The sequence below is a fragment of the Intrasporangium calvum genome, assembly GCF_028446585.1.
Classification (GTDB): domain Bacteria; phylum Actinomycetota; class Actinomycetes; order Actinomycetales; family Dermatophilaceae; genus Intrasporangium; species Intrasporangium calvum_A.
The window spans coordinates 1-24,075 of the sequence record NZ_JAPFQL010000030.1; the positions used below are offsets into that span (position 1 = coordinate 1).

Genomic DNA, 24,075 nt, shown 5'->3' on the forward strand with positions numbered 1-24,075 from the left:
CTCGGTGTGGTTGCACGTCGACCGCGGACGAGACTCGCCTGCGGAGCCGGATCCGCTGGGGCGGTTGGAGGTGCCGGTGGCCCGCCTGACGACTCTGATGATGGCTGTCCTCGCGGCGGCGTTGGCGACAACGGCCTTGGTGTTGCTCCCGGTGCCGGTGCTCGGTTGGCTGGTGGGCGGGGCGGGAGTGCTGTTCTTCGGGGGTTCCTGCGTCTGGCTGGTGGTATCGGTGGTCCGGCCGGGGCCAGCGATCCGGGCGGACAGTCAAGGCATGGAAGATCGCTCGAGCTTGGTGGCCGCAGGTTGGATCTCATGGTCTGAACTGAGTCGGATCCGGGGCACGAGCGCGTTCGGGCAGCCCACAGTGGCGCTGACTCCTCGCGACTGGGCGACCGTGGTCGGTCGGCAAGTGGCGTGGAGGCGAGCACTCCTTGCACTGAACCGGAGGCTGACCAGGTCCGATGACCTGCTGGTGAACGTCAACGCTCTTCCATGCAGCGCAAACGACTTGGCCAATACCCTCGAGGAGATGCGCCGGGAGAACACTCCAGCCGGCAACGTGGGCTGAGGATGCTGAGGAAGAGGGGACGCTTTCGCAGTTTCGGAGGCCAGGTGCCGTTGCGGTGGGGTCCTGGCCGCCTCGGCGTGGCTCGTACGCCGGCGCCGATGACGGGGTTGGTTGGCCTAACCAGGCGCGCCCACATCGCCCTCGATCAGCCGGATCAGGGAGGCGCGTCTTTTCGCGGCCTATGCAGCTGCAAACTCCGTTTGCGATCGGGACCCAACGGCCTCTGGGTCTGGCATCCGCGTTGTCAGTGCTCGCCGAACCGCTGCTGTGCAGCTTGGCGCGTGATGTCGAGCGCGGCTCCGATGACGGTCCAGGAGTCGCCCGCTTGACGGGCTGCGCGGACGGCGTCGCGCAGTTCCTGCTCGGCGGCCGCGAGGCTGCGACGGGCCCCGAGGATCCGGCGGGAGGAAGCGGCGTCCCTCGCCGGGTGGGTGGATGGGTCGAGCTGGTCCAGGCCGGTGCGGTCGTGGTTGGTCTTCAGGTTTGCCATGTCGTTCACCTCATCTCAGGTAGTCGAAGAACTTGGGCCGGAGCGGTCGGCGTGGATGATGCGGGTGGGCTCACCGGCGGGAACTGCGACCAGTTCCAGCATCCGGCCATGCTGGTCGGGACCGATCACGAGCAGACGGTCCTCGCCCGCGTATTCGTACTCGACGAGCCGGATGGCGTTGCTCCATGCGTGCTCGATGTCAGCGGCGTCGATCCCGTGCTTCAGGGTCGAGCGCACAACCTCCACGACGTCAACCGTACGTTGACGCTATTCATTCCGTCAACCAATGGTTGACCCCCGCTCACGGTGTGCGCCGGAGGGCGCTCGCGGAGACGCTCGACGCTGAAGGTGGCCGCTGATGTCACGGAGTCGAATCCGCTGGTCGCGCGCGTCGAGATCACGGCGTCGCCACCGTTTGCGCTGGTCAGCGAGCCGCACCCTCCATCGCGCGGCGCCCTCGCCAGACTCGTGTGGCACATTTGTGGCACATCGTCCCGGTCCAATTGCGGGGCTCAGTGGTCCTTCCGCGGAGGAGGAAGCAGCCCTGACCTGCACAAACCTCTGGTGGGCCCCGTCGGGCTCGAACCGACGACCGGCGGATTAAAAGGGCGGACGCACGCCGCCTTGAACCGCGAATTCCGTTGCCTCCCAACGCCTTGTCTGACCGCTCAGGGGCGCCGAGAGGCACAAATTGCCGCGCGTACCCGGCCAATATCCGGCCATCGCCTTCGTCCACGACACTGCCCTCGGCCGCCATGGCCTTCACCACGGCTGCGCCGTCCGAGGCGTTCGCTGAGGAGCAGCGTCCATCCGCCGACTACGGGCGTGGAACTTCGCCCCCAAACGACGCGGTCATGACAGTCCGCTCATGCCGATGACAGGATGTTTGGTCGGTAACCCTTGGTACCACCCAACCTGCCGCATTTCGAACACACCGCGGGCCGAATGGAGCGCTGATCGGCGGGTTAGGCTCGGCTCGGCCAGTCACGTAGGAGGGTGCTGTGGCGATCGTTGAGTCAAATGTCCACTGGGGTCGGCCCGAGGTCGGCAGGATCGGCACCGGCGCCCTGGTGCTCGCTGGATCGAGCGGCCGTATCGATACCGGCCGGGTCGACATGCTGGCCGCCCGAGGTGTGACCGCGATGGGGTTGCGGTGGTTTGGCGGCGACGGCTTGCCGGCCGTGCCAGTCGAAGTGCCGCTCGAGTACTTCACCGAGGCGATCGATCTCATTGCCAGCGAGTGCGACCGGCTCGTCCTCATGGGTCTGTCCTACGGGGCCGAGGCCGCACTCCTCACGGCGACGATCGATCAGCGATTGGCGGGTGTGGTGGCCATTCAGCCCACGGACGTGGCGTGGGAAGGCCAAGCCCGCAACGACGACGATCCACACCTGAGCAAGTGGACGCTCCAAGGTCGGCCCGTGCCGTTCGTCCCGATGGACCGGACCTGGCAGCTCCCGCCGACAGGCAAGCCGGCGTTTGTGGACTTCTACGAGCGCAGCCGTGAGGTCGCCGGCCCCGACATCGTGGCGGCTGCCGAGATTCCGGTCACGCAGATCCCGGGCCAGGTCCTGCTCGTAGCTGGTGGTGACGACAAGGTGTGGGCATCCCTGCCGCAGGCGAAGCGGATCGCGGCCCGACGCGAAGACGCTGGACTGCCCACCACGATCGTGTGTGATGAGCGAGCCGGCCATCCCGTGGTCTTGCCCGGGGAAGCCCTCCCCGACCTCGACCGGCCGTACCAGGTTGGTGGCGACGACGGCGCACCGCAACGATTGGGTGGGGCCGCCTGGCCCCACATCGCGCACCTCCTCGACATCGCGGCTTGACCGAGCAAGACAGCCCACCACAGGACGGCCCCGTACCAGGTAGACGGGTGATACATCCGCACCTGCCGCAGATAGTGAAAGCTGTGACGTGCCCGTGCCCGTGCGCGGTGCTGAGGTGAGGTTGAATGGCCCCCGTGCCAAGCATGAGTCGGTCCCGGTACGCCGGTGTTCTCGCACATCACGACGACAAAGTCGTTCTCGTGTACGAGGAGTACCCACGGTGGGGCGGCCCCTACTGGAACATCCCGAGCGGGCGGATCGAGGACAACGAGACGCCGTTTGAGGGCGCCTGCCGAGAGTTGGCCGAGGAGACAGGTCTGGTCGTCGCAACCGCGGACCTCGTTCTTCATGGCACGGCGGCGGTGACCGGAGCAGTCACCCTCAGCCGGGTGTGGAACTTCACCGTCGACGTGGTGGATCCGACCCTGCACGTCCGCGACCCAGATGGTCTGATTCAGGAGGCCCGCTGGTTCCCCGTCGAAGAAGCAAGCCGCTTGCTTCATGAGTTGCCCTACCGGCCGCTGTCGGAGCCGTCAGTTGCGGTCCTCACCCGTCAGGCTCGGCCGGGCGCCCATTGGGCGTATTCCGATCCGGAAGCGGAGCCGGTTGTCACCTACCCCAACGGGTGAAGGACATTTGCCACGTCCCTGTCCTGCTGATGACCAAGATGCCCCGAGGCCGTGCTGGACCGTGGCGACGAGCCCCGCGGACGGACTACAGCGTGTTCGCCTCCCGAATCGTTCTCGATCTCTGTCGTTTACCGGATCTGCCGCGTTGAGGACGGGACTAGCGGGCCACTTCAGAGCGCTGACCTGGCCTCCATCAGGGCGAATCCGAGCAAGTTCAAGCCCGGCCATTGCGACGGATCACTTGCAGCCTTGTCATCCGCCGCAATCCCGACGCCCCAGATCGCGTCAACCGGAGACGCTTCCACTAGCACGCGCTGACGGGTCGAGACCAGGAACGCTCTAAGCGCATCGTCGCCAGCAAACTTTGCGAGGGAACCCGCAACGACAACGACCCAGCGATGCGCGATCCACGTGGCCTCATCGAAATCCCGGACTTCGCGGCCAAGGGCCTTGGCATGGGCGGCGGACCGTGCCTTGAGGATCGCCTCCGCACCCGCCCGATCGCCGAACAGGCAGGCCTTCCGCCACATCATGTACTGCTCAGCAGACTCGAACCGCTGCCCGTCGGCCTCAAAACGACAGGGCCACCACTGGCTGAGGCAGGACTGGTCGACCACACCTGGCCGGCGAGGACGGTGGCCCCAAAAGAACACATACCGCGGTTGCTCACCCGCAGCGCAGGCCGAACGGAGTTCTTGAACCGAGCGGGCCGCAAGCGAGCTGGATCCTGTCACCCGCCGATGCTCTCGTAAGCGGGCGGAACCGCGCACCCGGTTTCCAAGGCTCGCACATGCCGCTCTCAGGACCTCTGAGATCGAGCGGCCAAGCCGCAGAGGGAGTCTTGCCATGACTACGGCAACCGGCGGCTCCAGCTGTCGCGCGTGCATACTTCCGTCATGCCCATGAGCATGGAGCGCGCGCGTGAAGTAATGAGGGGTCGCGTTGGCGATTTGCCGCCAGGGCACGCCATACGGGTCGTGCCTGTGGGTTCTCAGGGGTTGTGGTCGGCCAGCTGCGTCGACGACCGGGACATGCCGAATCCCGGCGGGGCTACGGTCATCGGCCCGGACGAGCAGGTGTGGACGTGGTCGTCCAGCCTCCACGACGACGGTCTGGCCATCGAGCTTCTCGACGCAACCTACGCGTCCGGGATGGCAGGTCACCTCGACCCAGAGATGTTCCAACAGCGGTTGGCTGAGCTGATCCACCGCCGACGCCAAGACGTCAAAGAGTTCTTGGCTGACCTTCGAGCAGGAGCCCTTCGTCAAGCGCGAAGGGCCCAACTGCCGTGAGCCGAATCGTTGCATCAAACGTCCGCGCTTGCCGCGAGTCGTTTGTATCAGCGTGTGGGTCGAAACGTGGCGCTGCCTAGCAGAAGCATGCTTGGAAGGGACCCCAGCAGCCCCTCGGTCCACTTCAGGCCCTCCTGTACCCGGCCATTTCCGGCCACGACGAATCCTGAGCGTGCGACGGCGCAAGCTGGAGAACGCGAAAACCTTTGTAGTGCAACGCAATTCGTCTCGTGGGCCCCGTCGGGCTCGAACCGACGACCGGCGGATTAAAAGTCAGTCCAGGGCACGCGGCCCCCTGCCCCCGTGAGGACTTCCGAGCACGGCTGCATCAGTGCTGGTTGCTGTGGTTTGCTGTCGTGTTCCGTCCGAGCGTGACCCTTTCGCGCCCCCATGTACCTCGGATGTGCAACCTCCGCTTTAGGAGTCCGACTGCGGTCCAACGGCTGGCCGGGCGCCCTTTCGTTGCAATGGTTCTCGGGCTCCTCTATACAAGTTGGTGCTGGCTCCTGTCGGCCTTGCGGCTACCTCTCAGGCACTTCTGGCAGGGCAGCGTGCGCTCACTCAGCGACCCGGACTACGAAGGGTCCGTCCTGGCCGTCCGTTGCCTTGGCGAAGTCGGCGTGGAACGCGACGAGCTGGGTCATGGGGACCGCCTGCTTGTAAGCCGAGGAGATGTCCTGGCCCTCAACTGTCGATGGGGGCGGGTAGAGCGACAGTCCCTCGTCGAGCTGAAGGCTTGCTGCGACGTCTTGCCACCCGTCCCAGCGGAGGTCCCGGTAGAAGTCGGTGGTGCCGCCGCTGATAGCCCAGTGGACGAACGCGGTGTGTCCTGCTCCGAGGCCGCTCCAGTCCAGGGTGTCGGGTCCCCAATACGCGATCTCACCGAGGTCGACGGGAAGGTCGCCGCCGTTGATGGCGAAGTAGCCGCCGAGGATGTCTTGGGCCACAACGAGGTGCCCGGGCGGTGTGGAGGTTTCGCGCGGTTCGCCGAGCGTGTTGATGTCGGCGAGGCCCACCAGGCGGTCAGTTCCCCCACCCAAGATCCTCAGCCACCCGTGGTCGACGACCAGGCCGCCGGCATTGTAGGCAAGGGCCCCAAGGGTCGATCGGGTGCTGACTTGAAGGCGGAAGAGCGTCGCTGCCGCGCGGGTGTCGTCCCGCGGCAGGACTGTCGTTTCAGAGCCCGCAACTGCTTTCCGGAGTTCCTGCCACACCGAGTCGTCCTCGTTGACCAACTCTGTGATGTCGCGAACGCTTCCCATGGGGTGACACTGTGCCATGCGGTTCCACGCGTGGCATGCGGCTCGGGCAGGGAGAGCCACCGAACCCATAGCGGAGCAGGCCAGCACGCCGGAGTGGCCGGGTCAAGGGTGGCCGCAGGCCATCGCGCAGCGACGCGCAGCGCCCTTGACGTGGTCCGGAGGCGTGCGGACAGTGGAGCGTCGGGTCGGCGGCGGGAGGTCAGTCGCCCACGCAGAGTCAGGAGCGGGTGGTTGAGCGAGGCGATGGATGTTGATGCGCCCGGACGGCTTCGTGCCGCACTGCGTGACGTCGTAGCACCCGTGCTGAAGAGCGCTGGGTACCGCCGTTCGGGCCAGACTTGGCGTCGACTCAACAGTCTGGGTGACACGTCGATTGTGAACGTGCAGATGTCTGCGTGGAACAGCGCAGAAACGGCCAGGGTCTACGTGAACCTGGCCGTCGTGCCGGCTCCATGGTGGGACTGGACACGTCTCGACCTCGGGATCCCTGATGGGAAGGCGCCTCTGGAACAGCACGGCCTCTACCGGGACCGACTGGAACCACTCGAGACAGAGCGAGCGCGGCCCGACAGCTGGACTTGCTCGGACGAGGAGTCGGCGCAAGAGGCAGTGAAGGACCTCGTAGGCCGCCTAACGGAGCACGGATTGCCGTTACTTGACCGTCTCCTAGACCGCGATCGCATGGTCGAGGCGGTGCGTCGGTCAGATCTCGGGCACCTGAAGTCGTTTCCCGCTGTCAGACACTTGGCATTGGTCGTCATGCTCAGCGAAGTCGGCGGGGCGGAGTTCGACCATGCGTGTGACGAGCTCGGTAGGGGCGGGGACGTGCCAGCGTTTCAGGAGCGAGCTCGCCGGGCAATCGCCTGGGCGCGAGAGCGGGCGGCGAGGTAGACGGGTGACGGTGTGCTGCCTTCCTCGCTCTGCGGCCCTCCGCCGTGTAGCGCGGGGTGCAGTGGGGTGCGCGTAGGCGCGCCAGCGCCGGAGCGCGGGGTCCCCATCGCGGGGCCCCGCGCTTCTTCGCGCCGGAGGCGCGCTTGAGCCAGTACAGAAACTCCTCACGGCGCGGCTTCTCGCAGGCTCAGGAGTGGTGGTGGTCGTGAGCGTCCGGATCTGCCGATGATGGGATGTTGCGCTCGTGCCGATGACAGGTCGTTGCGGTGGCCTCATCCGACGGGTCGTGGGCGGCGTGGCGGAGGGATCTGGCAGCATCTGGTCATGGCAGCCCAGACATCAGGAGCGAGTGGCGACGCGAGCCGCCCATGGCAGACCCTTTCGGCAGGTTTCGAGCAGGCTCGCGCCCGTGCGGACTCCCTCGACCGGCTCGTGGAGTGGCCGGCGCAGCGCGAGCTGCTGGGCGACGTGACTGGTCTGGCCGTCTTGGACGCCGGGTGCGGGAACGGGGCCAAGGTTGCTCAACTCGCCGGCGAGGGCGCCTCGGTGGCGGTCGGAGTCGATATCAGCGGGAACTTCATCGAGACTCCACCGGACGTGGAACTCATCCAGGCCGACCTGTCGGATCTAGCTGCAGTGCCAGGCCTGTCCGGTCGCCGCTTCGACCGGATCCTGTTCCTGCAATCCTTCGGATACGCCACGGACCCCGTCCGGGCACTCCAGGTCGCCCGGAGCATGCTGACCGACGACGGTTTCATCCTGCTCACTCGGACTCAGCCGATTCGCTACGCCCTCGAACGCGCCGAGCAGAACGGCACCACCGTGGGCGAGGAGTACTTCTCCACGGAACGGTTCTCCTACAAGCACCGCAACTGGGACGACCAAGTGACGCTCACCAAGCGGCCGTACACGATGTCCGACCTGCTCAACACCTTCAGCACCGCTGGGCTGTGGATCGAGAAGGCAGTCGAGCCTCAGATGTCACCCGAAGCGGCCGAGCGTTTCCCGGAGAAGTACGCGTCAATGAACAAGCGCCTGGTCGGCATCCTGATGTTCAAGCTGCGGCCGCTGCCCGGGTGCGGTGCTGGCCACTAGGCGCACGGTCGCTCGCTCATGCCGCTTTGAGTGAGTTGCTGATCCCGATGCCGGGGTTCCCGACGTTTACGTTCTTGGCGCCAGTTGACAAGCGGCGATGGTCTTGTCGTCGTGGCGTTTTGCTCGAGGGAGTGCGGCGCCGTCGGGGTCCTCTTGGGCCTCCCATTGCTGGCACTGCATGAGGACGGCTGACAGTTGGTTCGGGGTGGCATGCGCGAGCGTCGCCCAGTTGTCGAGTCCCAAGTAGCCCATGGGCTTGTACGCGCCATCGGTGGCGACGACTAGCCAAGGGACGGCAGCGATTGTGAGTTGCGAGGTTATGGCGTGCTGGGCGGCGTTCGGGTCGGCCTCGGCGATCCAGTAACCACCAGGCCTGTTGCGATAGCGAATCTGCTCGGCCTGCAGTTCATGCAGTAGGCCGCGTAGCGTGTCGTCATAACCATGGCCCTCGGCGAGCCAGGTCCGGTAGGCCTTGCGCTGATCGGGAGCGACGTGGGCAAGGCGGTCATCGCGCACTGTGCCCTTGGGTGTGGCGACCTGTGAGTCTCCTAGCACGAGGAGGTCCACGGCTTCTGCGGTGGCCCTAGCGATCGCGACCGTGCTGCTTGGTGCTCGTCCGGGTATCAGGTCCAAGGCGTCGCGGGTGCGTGCGATGGCGTCTCGCAGAATCTCGGTCAGGTCGGCATCCGGAGAGGCCCGGACCAGCTGCGTGAGGCTTGCGCCGAGGGAGTCGACGTAGGTGGCGGCGGATACTCCGTGGTTCAGGAAGGCCGAGGCGCCGTCAAGGACTATGACTGCGTTGGCGGTGAGATGGACTCTGTCGTCACCATCTCCTCGGTCGGGGAGCTGGGCCGTGATGGCCCGCATCGTGGCGGTCACCATGCATGCGGGCCCGAAAGCAGGTCAGCTGCCTGGATCTCCAAGCCGATGTACTCCGCGCGGACAATGCCTGACCACGACACGTCGGCATCGGCTTCGCCGAAGAGCTGAGCGATATGAGAGGTCAGATAGCGAATGGCGCCAAGGGAACCGATGGCGTGAAGGCCGGCCACATGCATGATGACTCGCCCGTCGAACGTCAAGGCCGTCCAGCAGATGTTGGGGCATGCGTCGGCGGCGATGACGCTCGATGTGTACGCCGGTCTGTTCGGCGACGATCTGGACGCCGTCGCGCTGGCTCTCGATGGACTTGTGCCCCCTTTGCGCCCCCTTGGGGCTCGGAGCGAGGGAGAGGAGGGGCAAGCCGATGCGGCTGACCCTGCCTGACCTGCACAAACCTCTGGTGGGCCCCGTCGGGCTCGAACCGACGACCGGCGGATTAAAAGTCCGATGCTCTACCCACTGAGCTAGAGGCCCGTCCCCGGAAGGTCACCCAACCGGAGCACGCACGGAGTCTACGGGGTCCGGCGGCTGGCTCGAAGTGCCCCGTCTTCCCTGCCCGGGGTTAGCCTGCCGGGATGAGCGAGAGCGAGCATCGCGCCCCGCGGCGGCCGGCGTTCTTCAGCCCGTCGGCGCTGGAGGCGCATGGCGGTGCCTACGATCCGACGGAGCAGATTCACGTCGCCCACGAGACGGCGGCGGCCCTCGTTCACGCCGGCCGCGCGGCGGCCGACCCTGCCGTCACGGAGCGGCTCGTCGCGCTCGTCGACGACATCGGTCTGTCGACGCTGGCCGAGCTGTGGTCGCAGCGTCCGGCGCGTAGCCTCCCGGGGAGCCTGTGGCGCCTCTATGTGCTGCGTGAGTGGGTGCGGCGCTCGCCTGAGGACGCCAGTCGGGAGTACGCCGCGGGCATCCGTTTCACCGGCCCCAACCATGCCGTCGCGGGCGCGTCGGACCCGCCGGACCCGGAGGGGATGAGTCGGCTGATCGACGAGATCCTGCGCGGCGTCTTCAGCGGTGACCTGGCGGTCGCCCTGGAGCGGGCCGCGGCGTTCTGTCGCGTCGTCTCCGCCGGTCGGGCGGACGTCTCGGCCGGCAGCGAGTCGGCTGAGCACGCGGCGAACCTGCTGGGGATGGCGGAGGATCTGGCGGCCTGCGCGCGTCTCTGGCGCGGGGGTTCCTTGAACTGAGCCGCCCCGAAGGTGTCGTATGCCGCTGGGCTCGCTCAGCGGCATACCTGCGCTTGGTGGGGTGGCTGGCTCGGCTGCGCCGCGGGGCTGTGGAGCGCGCTTTGGTGATCCCGAGGGGTCCATCTATCCTTGACGGGCGTCGGGTCGCGGTAGCCCCGGGTCCCAAATTCAGCCGCTACGAGCGGCCCTGTGCCGAGAGGCGCTCCCGGCCCGACGCAACATCCGCTGCCTCCTCTGCCCGGCACAGCAGGGCGTGGGCCTGCATGTCGACCCCGACGGAGTAGCTCGCCCGACGCGCAGGAGTCTCGAAGCCGCAGATGTCGCACCGACCGAACATGAACCGACCCCGCTCGAAGGGGGTCCAAGAGGCAGCCGGTGCGACCGACCCGCTCTCCGCATCAGCGGCCATGGGTCCATGATGCCCCGCCTGGCGAGTGGAAGCACACTGCGGGCCCCCGGGGGCTTCGCCCCCACGAGACCGTGCGGGGATCTACTCTTGCCCCATGAGCGACGAGCCAACCAACGATCTGGTCGACGGAGCGCTCGCCGACGAGATCGAGCTTGTGAGCGACCTCGTCGTCGCGGCGTCCACGAGTCCCCGGCACTTCACCCCGGAGGAGATCGACGCGCTGCTCGGAGTCAGCCGCGAGGACCGAGACGGTCCGCTCGGCAGTGAACCGGTCGGCTGAGCGTCGGGGGGCCACGCAGTTCACCTCCGGGGTATGACAGGTGACACATCGGTGAACGCCGGTTTGGGACGAGGTGACCATCTGGCAATAGCATCGTGCCGACCAACTGCCGATTGACCGGAGCACCCCAGTGGGCTTTCGCCTGACACCCCAGGACTCGAGCTTCTACTCCCTCTTCGCCACCTCCGCGGGACTCCTCGTCGAAGCCACGCGCGAGCTGACCAAGCTCCTCGAGGTCGCCGTTCCCGAGCGGCCCTCGATCGCCGAGCGCCTCCGAGCGCTCGAGACCGAGGCGGACGAGGCGACGCACGAGCTGATCAAGAAGGTCAACAGCTCCTTCATCACCCCGTTCGACCGTGAGGACATCCACAACCTCGCGGCGCACCTCGACGACTGCATGGACCACATCGAGGAGGCGGCGGACCTCATCGTGCTCTACCGCATCGGCACACTTCCGGAGGGCATGGCCGAGCAGTTCCAGATCCTGTCCCGGATGGCCGAGGTCACCGCTGAGGCCATGCCCAGGCTGCGCTCCCTCCAGGACCTGCCGAGCTACTGGATCGAGATCAACCGGCTCGAGAACCAGGCCGACAACCTGCACCGCAAGATGCTGGCCGACCTGTTCAACAACAACTCCAGCCAGGACCCCATCTACATCATCAAGATGAAGGGCGTCCTCGACGGCTTCGAAGAGGCAGCCGACTCCTTCGAGAAGGTGGCCCACACGGTTGAGGGCATCGCCGTCAAGGAGTCGTGATGGACGCGCAGTTGATCGCGGTCATCGTCGTCATCGCCATCGCCCTCGCCTTCGACTACACCAACGGTTTCCACGACGCAGCCAACGCCATCGCCACGTCGGTCTCGACGCGGGCGCTCACCCCCCGGGTGGCGCTGGTCATGGCCGCCGTGATGAACCTCGTCGGCGCCTTCTTCGGCGTCAAGGTGGCCAAGACGATCGGCTCGGGCATCATCGAGGTGCCGACCGGGCCGGGCGCCTTGTGGCTGGTGGCCTGCGCCGTCCTCGGCGCGATCGGCTGGAACCTCATCACGTGGTGGTTCGGGCTGCCCTCGTCGTCATCGCACGCCCTGATCGGTGGGCTCGGCGGTGCCGCTCTCGCGGCAGGCGTGGCGGTCCAGTGGGACACGGTGCTCAGCAAGGTCGTCATCCCGATGATCCTGTCGCCCTTGGCCGGCATCATTCTGGGCTACCTGGTGATGACCGCGATTCTGTGGGCCTTCCGGCGCGCGCACCCGGGCCGGGTCAGTCGTGGCTTCCGGTGGGCTCAGACCGCCTCGGCGGCCGCCATGGCGTTCGGCCATGGGCTCCAGGACGCGGCCAAGACAGCCGGCGTCATCGTCCTGACCCTCAACATCACCGGCCACCACGAGGGAGACAGCATCCCGATCTGGGTCCTGATGCTCTCCGCGACCTTCATCGCCATGGGCACCTACGCCGGCGGCTGGCGGATCATGCGCACGCTCGGCCGCCGGATCATCCACATGACGCCTCCCCAGGGCTTTGCAGCGGAGATGACGGCGGCGTCGATCCTCTACGTCGCCGGGATGGGCTTCGGCGCACCGATCTCGACGACCCACACGATCACCTCGGCGATCATGGGCGTCGGGGCGACCAAGCGCTTCTCGGCCGTCCGATGGGGTGTCGCCGGCAACATCGTCGGTGCCTGGGTCCTGACCTTCCCCGGCGCCGGCCTCGTCGCCGTGACGCTCTACTACATCAGCACGCTGTTCCACTGAGGTCATCGGCCGAGTCGGCCGAGTCGGCCTGCGAAGGCCGACAGGCCACGACAAAGGGTGCGGCTCCTGCTCACAGGAGTCGCACCCTTGTCGTTTGTCAGGTCGCGGCGATCAGCCGAAGCGGCCCGAGATGTAGTCCTCGGTCTGCTTCTGCGACGGGTTGTTGAAGATCCTCGTCGTGTCGTCGATCTCGACGAGGCGGCCGGGTTCGCCGGTGGCCCGCAGGTTGAAGAAGGCGGTCCGGTCGGAGACGCGGGCGGCCTGCTGCATGTTGTGGGTCACGATGACGATCGTGTAGGAGGTCTTCAGCTCGTTGATGAGGTCCTCGATCGCGAGGGTCGAGATCGGGTCGAGCGCCGAGCACGGCTCGTCCATGAGCAGCACCTGCGGCTGCACCGCGATGGCGCGGGCGATGCAGAGGCGCTGCTGCTGGCCACCGGACAGGCCGGCACCGGGCTTGCCGAGCCGGTCCTTGACCTCGTTCCAGAGGTTCGCGCCCTTGAGCGACTCCTCGACGATGCCGTCGAGGGTGCTCTTGCCGCGCACCCCGTTGAGGCGCAGGCCCGCGGCGACGTTGTCGTAGATCGACATGGTCGGGAAGGGGTTGGGCCGCTGGAAGACCATGCCGACCGTGCGCCGGACCCGGACCGGGTCCATCGAGGCGGCATAGAGGTCCTGGTCGTCGAGCATGACCTTGCCCTCGACACGCCCGCCCGGGATGACTTCGTGCATCCGGTTGAGGGTGCGCAGGAAGGTGGACTTGCCGCAGCCGGACGGGCCGATGAAGGCCGTGACCGAGCGCGGCTCGACCGTCATCGTCACGCCCTCCACGGCCTTGAAGTCCCCGTAGTAGACGTTGAGGTCGGTGACGTCGATTCGCTTTGCCATCGAAGTGCTTCGCTTTCTTACTTCTTGACGGAGCCGTAGTGGGCGACGACTCGGCCGAGGATGTTGAGCAGGAGGACGAGGATGATGAGCGTCAGTGCCGCGCCCCACATCCGTTCGGCGGCGGTGACCAGGGCGAAGTCGCCGCGGTCCTGGTTGATCATCGTCGGCAGGGTCGCCATGTTGCCGTCGAAGAGGTCGCGCTGGAAGTTCTTGGTGTAGGGGCCGAGGATCAGCAGGGGCGCGGTCTCGCCCATGACGCGGGCCAGGCCGAGCAGGATGCCGGTGACGATCCCGGAGAAGGCAGTGCGCAGGACGATCCGCACCACGGTGACCCACTTGGGCACACCGAGCGCGTAGGACGCCTCACGCAGCTCGTTGGGGACGAGCTTGAGCATCTCTTCCGTCGACCGCACGATCGTCGGGATCATGAGCAGGACGAGGGAGAGCGAGACGGCGAAGCCGCTGCGGTCGATGCCGAACGTGGTCACCCACACGGCGTAGATGAACAGGGCCGCGACGATCGACGGCACACCGGAGAGGATGTCGACCATGAAGCTGATCGCCTTGGCGAGCCGGCCCCGGCCGTACTCGACGAGGTAGACGGCGGTGAGGATGCCGATCGGGATCGAGATGAGGGCCGTCATCCCGGCCTGGATCAGCGTGCCCTCGATCGCGTGACGGGCGCCGCCGCCGGCGTCGTCGGAGTTGATGTTGCGCTGGTTGCCGGTCCACCAGGTCGCTTCGGTGAGCATGTGGACTCCCTGGCTGGCGACGGTCCAGAGGATCCACACCAGCGGGACCATCGCCAGGGCGAAGGCGCTCCACATGACGATGCGGGCGAGGATGTCCTTGACGGCGCGCGCCTGGTGCGGGTTGTCCATCTCCCTCGCCGCCTGTCGGGCCGGGGGGCGGCTCGGTGGCGTCGTCGGGCCAGTGGGGGCACCGTCGTCCGGCACGTGGTGCTCGGGGGTCGTCGTGAGGCTCATTCGGTGAAGGCCTTCCTGCGCTCGATGACGATGCGGGCGATGCTGTTGACGACGAAGGTGAGCACGAAGAGGACGAGCCCGGCGGCGATGTAGGCGCCGGTCTTGCTCGGGTTGCTGAACTCGGCGGCGTTGTTGGCGATCTTGGAGGCGAAGGTCTCGCCGCCGTTGAAGAGCGACCACGTCCAGTCGGTCCCGTCCGACAGCGCGGAGACGAGGAAGGTGACGGCGATCGTCTCTCCGAGTGCCCGACCGAGGGCCAGCATCGAGGCGGAGATGACGCCGGGCTTGCCGAAGGGCAGGACCGCCGTGCGGATCATCTCCCAGCGGGTGGCCCCGAGGGCGAGCGCGCCCTCCTTGTGGGCCACCGGAGTCTGGTCGAACACCTCGCGGGACAGGGCCGTGACAATCGGCAGGACCATGATGGCCAGCACGATGCCGATGAAGAAGATCGTCCCCCCGGTGATCTTGGTCGGTGCGAAGAGCGGGAACCAGCCGAAGTTGTCCTGGAGGAACTGCTCGACCGGCTTGACGAACGCCCGGAACGTCATGAGCCCCCAGAGCCCGTAGACGATGGAGGGGATCGCGGCGAGCAGGTCGACCAGCGAAGCTGCCGGCTTGCGCATCCACATCGGCGCGTACTGCGTCAGGAAGAGGGCCACCGCGACACCGACCGGCACCGCGAGCAGCATCGCGATGGTCGAGGCCGCGACCGTCGTCCAGAGGAACTCGAGGATGCCGAACGCAGGCTTTTCACCACCTGGCGCCCAGACGCGACTGGTCAGGAAGTTCTCGGAGTTGTTCGTCAACGCCGGGAGCGCCTGCGCGAGCAGGAAGACGGCGATGAGGGACACCATCGCGATGACGATGACGCCCGACAGGGTGGCTGCGCCGCCGAAGAGCCGGTCGCCGAGGCGCCCCGTCGAGGCGCGGTCGCCGGTCAGGGGCTTCCTGCCGTCGGGTCCGGGGAGCTCGTCTGCGGCGGAGACGCCGGTCACTGTGGACACGTCAGACCTTTTCGTTCGGGGTGGGGGCGTTCGGGGTGCGGACGCTCGGGTGCGGACATGCCGGATGGGGCGGGGCCGAGTCGACTCGGCACCCGCCCCATTGCGACACGATCAGGAGATCGCGTCAATCGCTGCCTTGACCTTGGTGGCGACCTCCGCGGGGAGCGGAGCGTAGCCCTGCGTCGTCAGGCTGCCCTGGACCTCGTCGGAGGCGAAGGACTTGAGGAAGGACTTGACCTTCTTGCCCGTCTCCGCGTCAGCGTACTTCGAGCAGACGATCTCGTAGGTCACGAGGACGATGGGGTAGGCCCCCTCCTCCTTGGTGGCGTAGTCAATCTTGAGCGCGAGGTCGTTGCCCGTGCCGACCTGCTGGGCGGTGGCGACGGTCTTGCCGGCGGACTCGGCGGTCAGCTCGACCGGGCCGGAGCCGCTGTCGATGGCGGCCATGGCGAGCTGGTTCTGCTGCGCGTAGCTCCACTCGACGTAGGTGATGGCGCCGTCCTGGCCCTGCGTGGCCGTCGCGACACCGGCGGACTTCTCCTTGCCCTCGCCCTTGCCGGTCCACTTCTTGCCGGTCTCGTGCGGCCAGGCCTCCGGAGCGGCGGCCTTGAGGTACTTGGTGAAGTTCTCGGTCGTGCCGGACTCGTCCGAGCGGAAGTAGACCTTGATCGGGGTGGACGGCAGCTTGACGTCCTTGTTGAGCTCGGCGATGGCGGCGTCGTCCCAGGTGGTGATCTCGCCGTTGAAGATCTTCGCGGCGACGTCGGCGTTGAGGACGAGCTTGTCGACGCCCTCGACGTTGTAGGCGATCGCGACCGGGCCCGTCACCATCGGCAGGTTCCAGGCGTCGGAGCCACAGGAGTTCTTGGCCTCCTCGGACTCGATGATGCCGTCCTTCTCCTCGGTCTTGAGCGCCGAGTCGGAGCCGGCAAAGTCGACCTGCTTGGCGATGAACTGCTTGATACCGGCACCGGACCCGCTGGGCTGGTAGTCAATGTTGGCGTCGCCGCACGCGGTCTGGTAGGCGGAGATCGCCTCGTCGATGGCGTTCTTCTGGGCGGAGGAGCCCTCGGCCTTGAGGTCGCCCTCGAAGCAGTCGGCGTTGACAGCCGCGGTGCCGCCGGCGCCGGCGGTGTTGCCGGCCGGAGCCGGGTTCTCGGACGCACAGGCCGACAGCGCAAGCGCGCCGGTGAGGGCGAGGGCGCCGATGGCGCTGACACGCGAAACAGACACGGGTGGATTCCCTCTCGATGGGTGACTCTTCAGTGTTCGGTGTGACCGGCCAAACCCCCCTGTTGGCCGGGCTTCCGAAGGTGAACCTAGGAGCGTCGGATGACAGAATCCCCCCTCTCGGTGAACCCGAGGTGAACGACCGTCGACGATCCGGTGCGGCCTGCGAGCATCGCGTGCGGCTGGACCGCACCACGGGCACGATGGGAGTTTGGGCTCAGGTGTCGATGCGCTCGACGGCGACGACCTCGGCCGCGTTGCCGGCGCCCCGGACCTGCATCACGAGGACCTCGCCCTTGCGCATCGCCCGCTCGCCCGCCGCTGCCAGCTGCTCCAGCGTGCGCTGGGTGCACCCGGCCTCAGCGGCCACCCGCCGGGCCAGGACGCCGATCAGGCTCGGCAGCACCGGCCCGTGGCTGCAGACGACGACGGGCTGCGCCCGAGCCAGCTCCTTGTCGAGCCGCCGCGCCGCACCTTCCGGGGCCTCGGCGAAACCCTCCTCGGTCAACGCGTCCTTCGCCCTGACGCGCGCCCCCAGCCCAGCGGCATACGGCTCGACGGTCTGGACGCACCGCAACGAGGCGGAGGACACGACCCGCTCGACGCCGTAGGCGCCGAGGACCCGCGCGACGTCCTCGGCCTGCTGCCGGCCCACCGCGTCGAGTGGGCGCAGCTGGTCGTCGCCGCTCCACGTGCTCCGGGGTCGCGACTTCGCGTGCCGCACCAGGACGAGGGGCCACGTCCTGAGCCGGCGCTCTCGCTCGGCGCGCACGACGGCGAGCAGCTGCTCGCGGTCGCGGCCGTAGTCGAGCAGCTCGTGTGCCGTCCGCACGTCGACCCAGCGGACCTCGTCGATCTCGTGCTCGAGCGCCCCGGAGCCACCGGTCACCTTCGCGGCCCAGTAGTGGACCTCCTTGGTCGCCGGCGCACCCGTGCCGTCGAGCACGGTGTAGGTCGACGTCGGCAAGGGGATCCCGAGGCGGACCTCGAGCCCGGTCTCCTCGAACGTCTCCCGGACGGCCGCGACCGGCGGCTGCTCACCGGGGTCGAGCTTGCCCTTGGCCCAGGACCAGTCGTCGTACTTGGGGCGGTGGACGAGGGCGACCTCGAGCGTCCCGTGGCGGCGGCGCCACGGGACCGTTCCGGCAGCGGGGATGAGCGACGGCACGTCAGGCCGGCCGCCCGCTCACCGGCGCCTCGCCTTCCGCCGCCGCTTGTCGTGCCGTTCGATCAACGCGGCGTGCACCTCGGTCAACGGAGCCCCCGACTCGTCCTGGTGGTGCCGGACCCAGCGGCCGTCGGCGCCGAGGTCCCAGCGCGACGTCTGCTCGTCGAAGGCCAGGTCGAAGAGGGCGCCGAGCTCGGCGAGGTGCCCGGGGTCGGTGATCCGGACGAGCGCCTCGACGCGCCGGTCGAGGTTGCGGTGCATGAGGTCGGCGCTGCCGATGTAGACCTGCGGGTCGCCGCCGTGGTCGAACCAGAAGACCCGCGAGTGCTCGAGGAAGCGGCCGAGCACCGAGCGCACGCGGATACGGTCGGAGAGCCCCTCGACGCCGGGACGGATGGCGCAGATGCCCCGCACCCAGACGTCGACCTGTACGCCCGCCATGCTGGCGCGATAGAGCGCGTCGATGGTCGCCTCGTCGACGATGGAGTTGGTCTTGATGGCGATGCGCCCGGGCGGCCCGTCCTCGCCGCGCTGTTGGTGCAGCTCGATCTCGGCCTCGATGAGCTCGATGAGGCCAGTGCGGACCGAGCGCGGCGCCACGAGCAGCCGCTTGAACCGGCTGCGCGGCGCGAAGCCGGAGAGCTGGTTGAAGAGCCGGGACAGGTCGTCGCCCACCTGCGGGTCGCAGGTGAAGAGGCCGAAGTCCTCGTAGGTCCGGGCCGTCTTGGGGTTGTAGTTGCCGGTGCCGATGTGGCAGTAGCGGACGAGGCCCTCGGCCTCCTGACGCACGACGAGGCACAGCTTGGCGTGGGTCTTGAGGCCGACGACGCCGTAGACGACGTGCACCCCGGCCTCCTCCAGCTTGCGGGCCCAGGAGATGTTGTTGACCTCGTCGAACCGGGCCTTGATCTCCACCACGGCGAGGACCTGCTTGCCCGCCTCGGCCGCGTCGATGAGCGCGTCGACGATGGGGGAGTCACCGGACGTCCGATAGAGCGTCTGCTTGATGGCGAGGACCTTCGGGTCGACGGCCGCCTGCTCGATGAACGCCTGCACCGACGTGGAGAACGAGTTGTAGGGGTGCTGGACGAGGACGTCCTTGGACCGGACCGCGGCGAGCAGGTCGGTCGGCTTCGCGCTCTCCGTCGGGGCGAAGTCGGGGTGGGTGCGGGGGAAGAACTTGGGGTACTCGAGGTCCGACCGGTCGACGTCCGTCACGGTCCACAGGCCGGTGAGGTCGAGCGGCGTCGGCAGGCGGTAGATCTCGCGCTCGCTGATCTGCAGCTCCCGGCTGAGCATGTCGAGGAGCTTGGGATCCATGTCCTCCTCGACCTCGAGCCGGATCGGCGGGCCGAAGCGACGCCGGGTCAGCTCCTTCTCGAGTGCGGTGAGGAGGTTCTCGGCGTCGTCCTCCTCGACCTCGAGGTCCTCGTTGCGGGTCACCCGGAAGGAGAAGTGCTCCTGCACGTCCATGCCCGGGAACAGCTGCTCGAGGTGCGAGGCGATGACGTCCTCGAGTGGCACGAACCGCCGCACCTGCGCGCCGTCCTCGCTGGCGTCCTCGATGCGGATGAACCGGGGGAGGTTCGGGGGCACCTTGAGCCGGGCGAAGTGCTCGGTGCCCGTCTTCGGGTTCTGCAGCAGCACGGCGAGGTTGAGCGACAGGCCCGAGATGTAGGGGAACGGGTGCGCCGGGTCGACGGCGAGCGGCGTGAGCACGGGGAAGACCCGGTCGGCGAAGAAGTGGTGCAGCGGCTCGCGCTCGGACTCGTCGATGTCGTCCCAACGCACGATCGTGATGCCCTCGGCCTCGAGGGCGGGCCGCACCTCGTGCTGGAAGAGGGCTGCGTGCTGGGCCATCAGCTCGTGTGCGAGCCGGGCGATCCGGTCGATGAGCTCGCGCGGCTCGATGCCCGCGGCGGTGCGGACGGCGAGGCCCGTCGCGATACGACGCTTGAGGCCCGCGACGCGGACCATGAAGTACTCGTCGAGGTTGCTCGAGAAGATCGCGAGGAAGCGGGCCCGCTCGAGGAGGGGGACAGTCGGGTCGGCGGCGAGCTGCAGGACGCGCTCGTTGAACTGGAGCCACGACAGCTCGCGCTCGAGGTAGCGGTCGGCGGGCAGGTCCTCCGCCAGCCGCTGGAGGCGGGTGCCCGGTCCGGTCCCGACGAACCGGCCGTTGGGGCCGCGGGTCGGCAGCCGCGGGCTGGGCACCGTGCTCGTGAACGAGCTGACCTCGGGCGTCGCACCCTCGCCGTCGCGGGGCGCGTCCTGGCCGTCGAGGTCGGTGCGTTCCACGCTGCGGGTGCTCATGTGCCCATCGTGGCATCGTTTGGCGACAGGGGGGTGAACAGCCCAGACGCCGATGCCGTATGCCGCTGGGCTCGCTCCCACACGCTGGTCGGCGTCCCAGGAGGGCCGGGTGACGTCACCTGGCCGGCCGGGCGAACTGCCGATGGACCTCCCGGTCCGTGAAGCCGAGGCGGGTGTAGGTGTGGACGGCGGCGACGTTCTCCTCGTCGACGTAGAGCACGACGTCACGCAGTCCGCGACCTCGCAGGTGGTCGAGGCCGAGCACGGTGACGGCCTTGCCGAGCCCCTCGCCCTGCCGGTCCGGTGACACCCCGACGACGTAGACCTCGCCCGTCGTCCCGCCCGGCGGGTCGACCTTCGTCCAGTGGAAGGCGGCGATGACGTCCGGGTCGGCCACCTCGACGAGGAGGATGAGTCCCTCGGGGTCCCACCACGGTTGGGCCATCCGCTGCTCGAGGTCGCGGCGCGTCAGGGAGCCCTGCTCCGGATGCGACGCGAAGGCAGCCGCGTTGACCGCGACCCACGCGGCCTCGTCGCGACCCGGCTCGAAGTGGCGCACGGCGTAGCGCTCGGGCACGGCGGCAGGCGGCCAGGGCGGGCCGTCCACCAGCGAGCGGCCCATCACGTGGAGGGACCGCACCGGCTCGAGCCCCCGGGCGCGGGCGAACTCCGCGGCCGCCCCGGCAGCGGGACCGGTGGCGTGGCTCCACACCCGCGCGTCGCCCGGCAGCCGCGCGAGCAGCGCTGACCCGACGCCCCGCCGCCGGGACTCCGGGGACACGACGAGCTCCGCCGACGTGGGCTCGTCACCCGACCCCGGGCGGGACTGGGCGTAGCCCACGAGACCGAGCCCAGCGGCATACGACAGGAGGTGCGTGACGTCGGGGTCGTCCGACTCGACGGACAGGCGGAACTGCTCGGACAGTGGCGCCGACCCGTCAGCGGCCTCTGCGCGGGCGGCGAGCGCGAGCACGTCGCGCGACTCGGCCGGCGCGAGGGGATGCGCAGTGTCTCGGACCTCGACCGTCACGCGCTCGTCGCCTTGTCGGGGACGAGCCGGTAGCCGACGTTGCGCACCGTGCCGATGAGCGCCTCGTGGTCCGGCCCGAGCTTCGCCCGGAGGCGGCGGACGTGGACGTCGACCGTGCGCGTGCCGCCGTAGTAGTCGTACCCCCAGACCTCCTGGAGCAGCTGGGCTCGGGTGAACACGCGGCCCGGGTGCTGGGCGAGGTACTTGAGCAGCTCGAACTCCTTGTAGGTCAGGTCGAGCGGCTGGCCGCGGAACTTCGCCGAGTAGCTCGCCTCGTCGATGACCAGGTCCCCGGACGTGATCGGCAGGTCGAGGTCGGCGTCGTCGGACTGGCCACGCGTCATGGCGAGCCGCAGCCGCGCGTCGACCTCGGCGGGTCCGGCCGTGTCCAGCAGCACGTCGTCGAGGCCCCACTCGGCCGTGAGACCCGCGAGGCCGCCCTCGGTGAGGACGGCCAGCAGTGGAGTGGTGATTCCGGTCGTGCGCAGGACCCGGCACAGCGAGCGGGCGCTCGCGAGCTCTCGGCGGGCATCGACGATCACGACGTCACAGGCAGGCGAGTCGACCAGCGCCGTGGCCTCGGCCGGCAGGACTCGCACGCTGTGGGAGAGCAGGCCCAGGGCGGGCAGCACCTCGGCGCTCGGTGCGAGCGCGTTCGTGAGGAGCAGCAGGCGAGCCATCCCCTGCAGGATAGGCGACACTGGACCTGCGCCAGAGGCGTTGGATGCACGTTGAGACGAGGAGTGTCATGGGCGAAGTGGGCACCGAGGTGGGCCGCGAGGCGGTCGGCGACGTGGGCTCGGCGGAGCACGCGACGACGCAGACGGTCACCCTCCGCTACTGGGCCGCGGCCCGCGAGGCCGCCGGGGTCGACAGCGAGCCTCTGAGCGTCGGGCCCGCGGCGACGGTGTCGGACGTCGTCTCCGCAGCGGTCGGGGCCCATCCCGCGCTGGAGCGCGTCGCCCGGGCCGCGACCTTCCTCGTCGACGGGCGCGCCGCGCGAGCCGAGTCAGCCGTTGCGCCCGGGGCGACGGTCGAGGTGCTCCCGCCCTTCGCCGGCGGGTGAGGCAGAATGACGACCGTGCCTGACGCCGACGCCGATGCTGCTGCTGAGTCCGGCGAGGAGCTTCCGCCGGTGCCGCTGCACCTGCCGCTCACACCTCTCGGGGCCGACCGCGTCCGTCCGGTGACGATCGGCACGGTCGTCGCGGCAGCGGCGATCCTCGGGCTCGCCTCGATTGCGGGCTTCGGTGCGCTGCTCGGTGCCACGCTCGCCCTGTCCCTCGTGCTCGCTTGGGCCTGGCCGGTGCTGGGCGGCTCCTTCACGCCGCTCACGACGACGATCGTGCTTCTCGTGGCGGCCCCTGGCATCGTGCTGAGCGCCCTGCGGGACGACCTGCGCTGGACCGCGGCAGCGGTGGCCTTCGGCATCGTCGCCGCGTTCATGGGCCAGCTCATCCGCACGTCAGGTCGGGCCGGGCTGGTGCTGACCCTCCTCGCCTCCTTCGGCGGCCTGCTGCCGATCGCCTCCGCCACGCTGGCCGTGAGCGCCGGAGACGGGCCGCTCGGCCGCGCCTACCTCGTCGTGACGATGGCCGCCGCCGCGGCAGCCGTCGTGGCCGACCTCCTCGTCGGTCGCCGCCGGCTCGGCCCCCTGCTCGGCCTCGTGGCGCTCGCCGCCGCGGTCGTCGGAGGCGTGGTGGCGGCCCTGCTGGTCGACGAGATCGCGGTCTGGGCGTCGGTCGGTCTAGCAGCGGCCGCCGGGTCGCTCTCGTGGTCCTTCCGGCGCGTCCTCGCCCTGCAGCCGGCGATGCTCGGCGTGCGCGGCCAGGTGGCTGCGGGCCTCGGGTCGGTGCTCGTCCTCGGCGTCCTCGTGCGCCTCTTCCTCCTCGTCAGCTGACCTTCCCTCCCCAATCGAAAGAGCAGTTCGCGACACCCTGACCAATCGAAAGAGCAGTTCACGACAACGTCGCGAACTGCTCTTTCGATCGATCAGTAGACGAGGGCCTGGGCGCCCGGCGCGAGCGTCTCCTCGACGAACGCGGCGGCGCCCCGGATCGTCACCCCCGGCAGCAGGGCCGCTTCGTCGAGGTCGCGCCGCGCCGCGCACTGCGTGCAGACCGTGAGCCGGCCACCCGCGATCACCGCGTCGCGCAGGGAAGCCAGCGGGGCGGCATACGGCAGCTCGAACTCCTCCGCCCGCCCGGGAACGGCCAGCCACGACGCCTCACCCGTGAGCCACAGGCTGACGCTCACCCCGCTGGCGACGGCGGTCGCGGCGACGGTGAAGGCCTGCGACAGTCGCTCGGGCGCCTCGACGCCGGAGGTCAGCTTGACGACGAGTGAGCGTTCGGGGGCGTTCATCCGCCCAAGATACGATCACGAGCATGTTCCACCTCGACCAGGACCTTCCCGAGCCGCTCCGTCCGCTGGCCTGGCTCATCGGCCGGTGGGAGGGCGCCGGAGTGCTCGGCTACCCGACCATCGAGTCCGCCCACTTCGGGCAGGAGATCGAGGTGACCCACGACGGCCGCTCGTTCCTCAAGTGGGAGAGCCGCGCCTGGATCCTCGACTCGGCGACGGGGGAGCGCGTGCGCCCCGCTGCCGTGGAGTCGGGCTTCTGGCGGCCCCTGCCCGACGGTGAGGTCGAGCTGCTCCTCGCGCATCCGACGGGCATCCTCGAGCTCTACTACGGCACGATGGAGCCCGCCCGCATCCAGCTCAAGACGGACGGCGTGCTGCGCTCGCCGGGCGCCAAGGAGTACAACGCGGCGACGCGGATGTACGGCCTCGTCGAGTCCAAGCTGATGTGGGCGATGGACATGGCGGCCGTGGGGCAGCAGCTGCAGAGCCACCTGTCGGCCACGCTGACCCGGGTCGGCTGACC

28 protein-coding genes, 1 tRNA gene and 1 pseudogene are annotated in these 24,075 nt (G+C 68.6%); 13 read left to right on the forward strand and 17 right to left on the reverse strand.

Going from position 1 to position 24,075, the window contains the following annotated elements; all coding sequences use genetic code 11:
• On the forward strand, positions 1 to 568 hold a 568-nt coding region (locus tag OO014_RS08400; protein WP_272461852.1), incomplete at its 5' end, for an STM3941 family protein.
• A gap of 244 nt (positions 569 to 812) precedes the next feature.
• Here the strand turns inward: OO014_RS08400 and OO014_RS08405 are convergent.
• Positions 813 to 1,058 (reverse strand): hypothetical protein, encoded by a 246-nt coding sequence (locus OO014_RS08405; protein ID WP_272461853.1) that lies wholly within the window; start codon positions 1,056 to 1,058, stop codon positions 813 to 815.
• Between the two features lie 15 nt (positions 1,059 to 1,073).
• Positions 1,074 to 1,304, reverse strand: coding sequence for a hypothetical protein (locus OO014_RS08410; protein WP_272461854.1), 231 nt, complete (start codon positions 1,302 to 1,304; stop codon positions 1,074 to 1,076).
• Between the two features lie 755 nt (positions 1,305 to 2,059).
• Between OO014_RS08410 and OO014_RS08415 the strand changes: the two genes are divergently transcribed.
• Complete coding sequence (locus OO014_RS08415) at positions 2,060 to 2,887, forward strand: alpha/beta fold hydrolase (RefSeq protein ID WP_272461855.1); 828 nt, start codon at positions 2,060 to 2,062, stop codon at positions 2,885 to 2,887.
• Between the two features lie 143 nt (positions 2,888 to 3,030).
• A complete protein-coding gene (locus OO014_RS08420) occupies positions 3,031 to 3,516 on the forward strand; it encodes an NUDIX hydrolase (RefSeq protein ID WP_272461886.1) in 486 nt (161 codons plus the stop codon).
• A 170-nt stretch (positions 3,517 to 3,686) separates the two neighbouring features.
• On the opposite strand, the gene OO014_RS19300 is transcribed toward OO014_RS08420, so the two are convergent.
• Both OO014_RS19300 and OO014_RS08430 read right to left on the reverse strand, forming a co-directional pair.
• Positions 3,687 to 4,823: an NADAR family protein gene (locus tag OO014_RS19300; RefSeq protein WP_334685036.1), complete on the reverse strand. Its 1,137-nt coding sequence runs from the start codon at positions 4,821 to 4,823 to the stop codon at positions 3,687 to 3,689.
• Positions 4,824 to 5,365: 542 nt separating this feature from the next.
• Positions 5,366 to 6,070, reverse strand: coding sequence for a DUF2625 family protein (locus OO014_RS08430; RefSeq protein ID WP_272461856.1), 705 nt, complete (start codon positions 6,068 to 6,070; stop codon positions 5,366 to 5,368).
• A gap of 243 nt (positions 6,071 to 6,313) precedes the next feature.
• Here OO014_RS08430 and OO014_RS19360 point away from each other — a divergent pair, with 243 nt between their 5' ends.
• Both OO014_RS19360 and OO014_RS08435 read left to right on the forward strand, forming a co-directional pair.
• Positions 6,314 to 6,961, forward strand: coding sequence for a DUF4304 domain-containing protein (locus OO014_RS19360; RefSeq protein WP_420485490.1), 648 nt, complete (start codon positions 6,314 to 6,316; stop codon positions 6,959 to 6,961).
• Positions 6,962 to 7,285: 324 nt separating this feature from the next.
• The gene (locus OO014_RS08435) at positions 7,286 to 8,056 is read left to right on the forward strand and encodes a class I SAM-dependent methyltransferase (RefSeq protein WP_272461857.1); all 771 of its coding nucleotides are present in this window, start codon (positions 7,286 to 7,288) and stop codon (positions 8,054 to 8,056) included.
• A gap of 66 nt (positions 8,057 to 8,122) precedes the next feature.
• Here the strand turns inward: OO014_RS08435 and OO014_RS08440 are convergent, their stop codons facing one another.
• Positions 8,123 to 8,923 carry a hypothetical protein gene (locus OO014_RS08440; protein WP_272461858.1) on the reverse strand — a complete coding sequence of 267 codons (801 nt, stop codon included), beginning with the start codon at positions 8,921 to 8,923 and terminating at the stop codon, positions 8,123 to 8,125.
• 8 nt (positions 8,924 to 8,931) lie between these two features.
• The gene (locus OO014_RS08445) at positions 8,932 to 9,138 is read right to left on the reverse strand and encodes a hypothetical protein (protein WP_272461890.1); all 207 of its coding nucleotides are present in this window, start codon (positions 9,136 to 9,138) and stop codon (positions 8,932 to 8,934) included.
• Here OO014_RS08445 and OO014_RS08450 point away from each other — a divergent pair.
• Positions 9,128 to 9,322, forward strand: a pseudogene (locus tag OO014_RS08450) (site-specific integrase); the annotation flags it as partial. The gene OO014_RS08445 and the pseudogene OO014_RS08450 overlap by 11 nt on opposite strands.
• A gap of 14 nt (positions 9,323 to 9,336) precedes the next feature.
• On the opposite strand, the gene OO014_RS08455 reads toward OO014_RS08450, so the two are convergent.
• A tRNA-Lys gene (locus OO014_RS08455) sits at positions 9,337 to 9,412 on the reverse strand.
• 101 nt (positions 9,413 to 9,513) lie between these two features.
• On the opposite strand from OO014_RS08455, the gene OO014_RS08460 reads away from it, so the two are divergent.
• Positions 9,514 to 10,125, forward strand: a complete 612-nt coding sequence (locus OO014_RS08460) for a hypothetical protein (RefSeq protein ID WP_272461859.1) — start codon at positions 9,514 to 9,516, stop codon at positions 10,123 to 10,125.
• Between the two features lie 175 nt (positions 10,126 to 10,300).
• Here the strand turns inward: OO014_RS08460 and OO014_RS08465 are convergent, their stop codons facing one another.
• Positions 10,301 to 10,534: a hypothetical protein gene (locus OO014_RS08465; protein ID WP_272461860.1), complete on the reverse strand. Its 234-nt coding sequence runs from the start codon at positions 10,532 to 10,534 to the stop codon at positions 10,301 to 10,303.
• A 94-nt stretch (positions 10,535 to 10,628) separates the two neighbouring features.
• Between OO014_RS08465 and OO014_RS08470 the strand changes: the two genes are divergently transcribed.
• The 3 genes from OO014_RS08470 to OO014_RS08480 all read left to right on the forward strand — a co-directional run bounded on the left by OO014_RS08470 (position 10,629) and on the right by OO014_RS08480 (position 12,569).
• The gene (locus OO014_RS08470) at positions 10,629 to 10,814 is read left to right on the forward strand and encodes a hypothetical protein (protein ID WP_272461861.1); all 186 of its coding nucleotides are present in this window, start codon (positions 10,629 to 10,631) and stop codon (positions 10,812 to 10,814) included.
• A 130-nt stretch (positions 10,815 to 10,944) separates the two neighbouring features.
• Positions 10,945 to 11,571, forward strand: coding sequence for a DUF47 domain-containing protein (locus tag OO014_RS08475; RefSeq protein WP_272461862.1), 627 nt, complete (start codon positions 10,945 to 10,947; stop codon positions 11,569 to 11,571).
• The gene (locus OO014_RS08480) at positions 11,571 to 12,569 is read left to right on the forward strand and encodes an inorganic phosphate transporter (RefSeq protein ID WP_272461863.1); all 999 of its coding nucleotides are present in this window, start codon (positions 11,571 to 11,573) and stop codon (positions 12,567 to 12,569) included. Before OO014_RS08475 ends, OO014_RS08480 begins: the two co-directional genes overlap by 1 nt.
• 111 nt (positions 12,570 to 12,680) lie before the next feature.
• Here the strand turns inward: OO014_RS08480 and pstB are convergent, their stop codons facing one another.
• The 8 genes from pstB to OO014_RS08520 all read right to left on the reverse strand — a co-directional run bounded on the left by pstB (position 12,681) and on the right by OO014_RS08520 (position 21,868).
• Positions 12,681 to 13,457 (reverse strand): phosphate ABC transporter ATP-binding protein PstB, encoded by a 777-nt coding sequence (gene pstB, locus OO014_RS08485; RefSeq protein WP_272461864.1) that lies wholly within the window; start codon positions 13,455 to 13,457, stop codon positions 12,681 to 12,683.
• A gap of 17 nt (positions 13,458 to 13,474) precedes the next feature.
• Positions 13,475 to 14,443, reverse strand: coding sequence for a phosphate ABC transporter permease PstA (gene pstA, locus OO014_RS08490; protein WP_272461865.1), 969 nt, complete (start codon positions 14,441 to 14,443; stop codon positions 13,475 to 13,477).
• Positions 14,440 to 15,447 (reverse strand): phosphate ABC transporter permease subunit PstC, encoded by a 1,008-nt coding sequence (gene pstC / locus OO014_RS08495; RefSeq protein WP_272461866.1) that lies wholly within the window; start codon positions 15,445 to 15,447, stop codon positions 14,440 to 14,442. Before pstC ends, pstA begins: the two co-directional genes overlap by 4 nt.
• A 111-nt stretch (positions 15,448 to 15,558) precedes the next feature.
• Complete coding sequence (pstS, locus tag OO014_RS08500) at positions 15,559 to 16,680, reverse strand: phosphate ABC transporter substrate-binding protein PstS (protein ID WP_272461867.1); 1,122 nt, start codon at positions 16,678 to 16,680, stop codon at positions 15,559 to 15,561.
• A 214-nt stretch (positions 16,681 to 16,894) separates the two neighbouring features.
• The gene (locus OO014_RS08505; protein ID WP_272461868.1) at positions 16,895 to 17,845 is read right to left on the reverse strand and encodes an NUDIX hydrolase; all 951 of its coding nucleotides are present in this window, start codon (positions 17,843 to 17,845) and stop codon (positions 16,895 to 16,897) included.
• Between the two features lie 18 nt (positions 17,846 to 17,863).
• Entirely contained in the window at positions 17,864 to 20,158 is a 2,295-nt protein-coding gene (locus OO014_RS08510) for an RNA degradosome polyphosphate kinase (protein WP_272461869.1), read from the reverse strand.
• 115 nt (positions 20,159 to 20,273) lie between these two features.
• Positions 20,274 to 21,188, reverse strand: a complete 915-nt coding sequence (gene mshD / locus OO014_RS08515) for a mycothiol synthase (protein ID WP_272461870.1) — start codon at positions 21,186 to 21,188, stop codon at positions 20,274 to 20,276.
• Entirely contained in the window at positions 21,185 to 21,868 is a 684-nt protein-coding gene (locus tag OO014_RS08520; RefSeq protein WP_272461871.1) for a response regulator transcription factor, read from the reverse strand. The genes mshD and OO014_RS08520 overlap by 4 nt, the downstream gene beginning before the upstream one ends.
• Positions 21,869 to 21,936: 68 nt before the next feature.
• Here OO014_RS08520 and OO014_RS08525 point away from each other — a divergent pair, with 68 nt between their 5' ends.
• Together OO014_RS08525 and OO014_RS08530 are read left to right on the forward strand one after the other, a co-directional pair.
• On the forward strand, positions 21,937 to 22,254 hold the full coding sequence (locus OO014_RS08525) for a MoaD/ThiS family protein (protein ID WP_334685037.1): 318 nt from the start codon (positions 21,937 to 21,939) through the stop codon (positions 22,252 to 22,254).
• 6 nt (positions 22,255 to 22,260) lie between these two features.
• Complete coding sequence (locus OO014_RS08530) at positions 22,261 to 23,088, forward strand: hypothetical protein (protein WP_272461872.1); 828 nt, start codon at positions 22,261 to 22,263, stop codon at positions 23,086 to 23,088.
• A gap of 92 nt (positions 23,089 to 23,180) precedes the next feature.
• Here the strand turns inward: OO014_RS08530 and OO014_RS08535 are convergent, their stop codons facing one another.
• Complete coding sequence (locus OO014_RS08535) at positions 23,181 to 23,552, reverse strand: DsrE family protein (protein WP_272461873.1); 372 nt, start codon at positions 23,550 to 23,552, stop codon at positions 23,181 to 23,183.
• 23 nt (positions 23,553 to 23,575) lie between these two features.
• On the opposite strand from OO014_RS08535, the gene OO014_RS08540 reads away from it, so the two are divergent.
• Entirely contained in the window at positions 23,576 to 24,073 is a 498-nt protein-coding gene (locus OO014_RS08540; RefSeq protein ID WP_272461874.1) for an FABP family protein, read from the forward strand.
• Positions 24,074 to 24,075: the final 2 nt, after the last annotated feature.

Excerpts from the sequence above, each read along its gene's own strand:
- OO014_RS08405 (WP_272461853.1), bottom strand. The coding sequence starts at position 1,058 with ATGGCAAACCTGAAGACCAACCACGACCGCACCGGCCTGGACCAGCTC.
- OO014_RS08420 (WP_272461886.1), top strand. The coding sequence starts at position 3,031 with ATGAGTCGGTCCCGGTACGCCGGTGTTCTCGCACATCACGACGACAAA.
- OO014_RS19300 (WP_334685036.1), bottom strand. The coding sequence starts at position 4,823 with ATGCAACGATTCGGCTCACGGCAGTTGGGCCCTTCGCGCTTGACGAAG.
- OO014_RS08430 (WP_272461856.1), bottom strand. The coding sequence starts at position 6,070 with ATGGGAAGCGTTCGCGACATCACAGAGTTGGTCAACGAGGACGACTCG.
- OO014_RS19360 (WP_420485490.1), top strand. The coding sequence starts at position 6,314 with ATGGATGTTGATGCGCCCGGACGGCTTCGTGCCGCACTGCGTGACGTC.
- OO014_RS08435 (WP_272461857.1), top strand. The coding sequence starts at position 7,286 with ATGGCAGCCCAGACATCAGGAGCGAGTGGCGACGCGAGCCGCCCATGG.
- OO014_RS08440 (WP_272461858.1), bottom strand. The coding sequence starts at position 8,923 with ATGCGGGCCATCACGGCCCAGCTCCCCGACCGAGGAGATGGTGACGAC.
- OO014_RS08460 (WP_272461859.1), top strand. The coding sequence starts at position 9,514 with ATGAGCGAGAGCGAGCATCGCGCCCCGCGGCGGCCGGCGTTCTTCAGC.
- OO014_RS08465 (WP_272461860.1), bottom strand. The coding sequence starts at position 10,534 with ATGGCCGCTGATGCGGAGAGCGGGTCGGTCGCACCGGCTGCCTCTTGG.
- OO014_RS08470 (WP_272461861.1), top strand. The coding sequence starts at position 10,629 with ATGAGCGACGAGCCAACCAACGATCTGGTCGACGGAGCGCTCGCCGAC.
- OO014_RS08480 (WP_272461863.1), top strand. The coding sequence starts at position 11,571 with ATGGACGCGCAGTTGATCGCGGTCATCGTCGTCATCGCCATCGCCCTC.
- pstB (WP_272461864.1), bottom strand. The coding sequence starts at position 13,457 with ATGGCAAAGCGAATCGACGTCACCGACCTCAACGTCTACTACGGGGAC.
- pstA (WP_272461865.1), bottom strand. The coding sequence starts at position 14,443 with ATGAGCCTCACGACGACCCCCGAGCACCACGTGCCGGACGACGGTGCC.
- OO014_RS08510 (WP_272461869.1), bottom strand. The coding sequence starts at position 20,158 with ATGAGCACCCGCAGCGTGGAACGCACCGACCTCGACGGCCAGGACGCG.
- OO014_RS08520 (WP_272461871.1), bottom strand. The coding sequence starts at position 21,868 with ATGGCTCGCCTGCTGCTCCTCACGAACGCGCTCGCACCGAGCGCCGAG.
- OO014_RS08525 (WP_334685037.1), top strand. The coding sequence starts at position 21,937 with ATGGGCGAAGTGGGCACCGAGGTGGGCCGCGAGGCGGTCGGCGACGTG.
- OO014_RS08530 (WP_272461872.1), top strand. The coding sequence starts at position 22,261 with ATGACGACCGTGCCTGACGCCGACGCCGATGCTGCTGCTGAGTCCGGC.
- OO014_RS08535 (WP_272461873.1), bottom strand. The coding sequence starts at position 23,552 with ATGAACGCCCCCGAACGCTCACTCGTCGTCAAGCTGACCTCCGGCGTC.
- OO014_RS08540 (WP_272461874.1), top strand. The coding sequence starts at position 23,576 with ATGTTCCACCTCGACCAGGACCTTCCCGAGCCGCTCCGTCCGCTGGCC.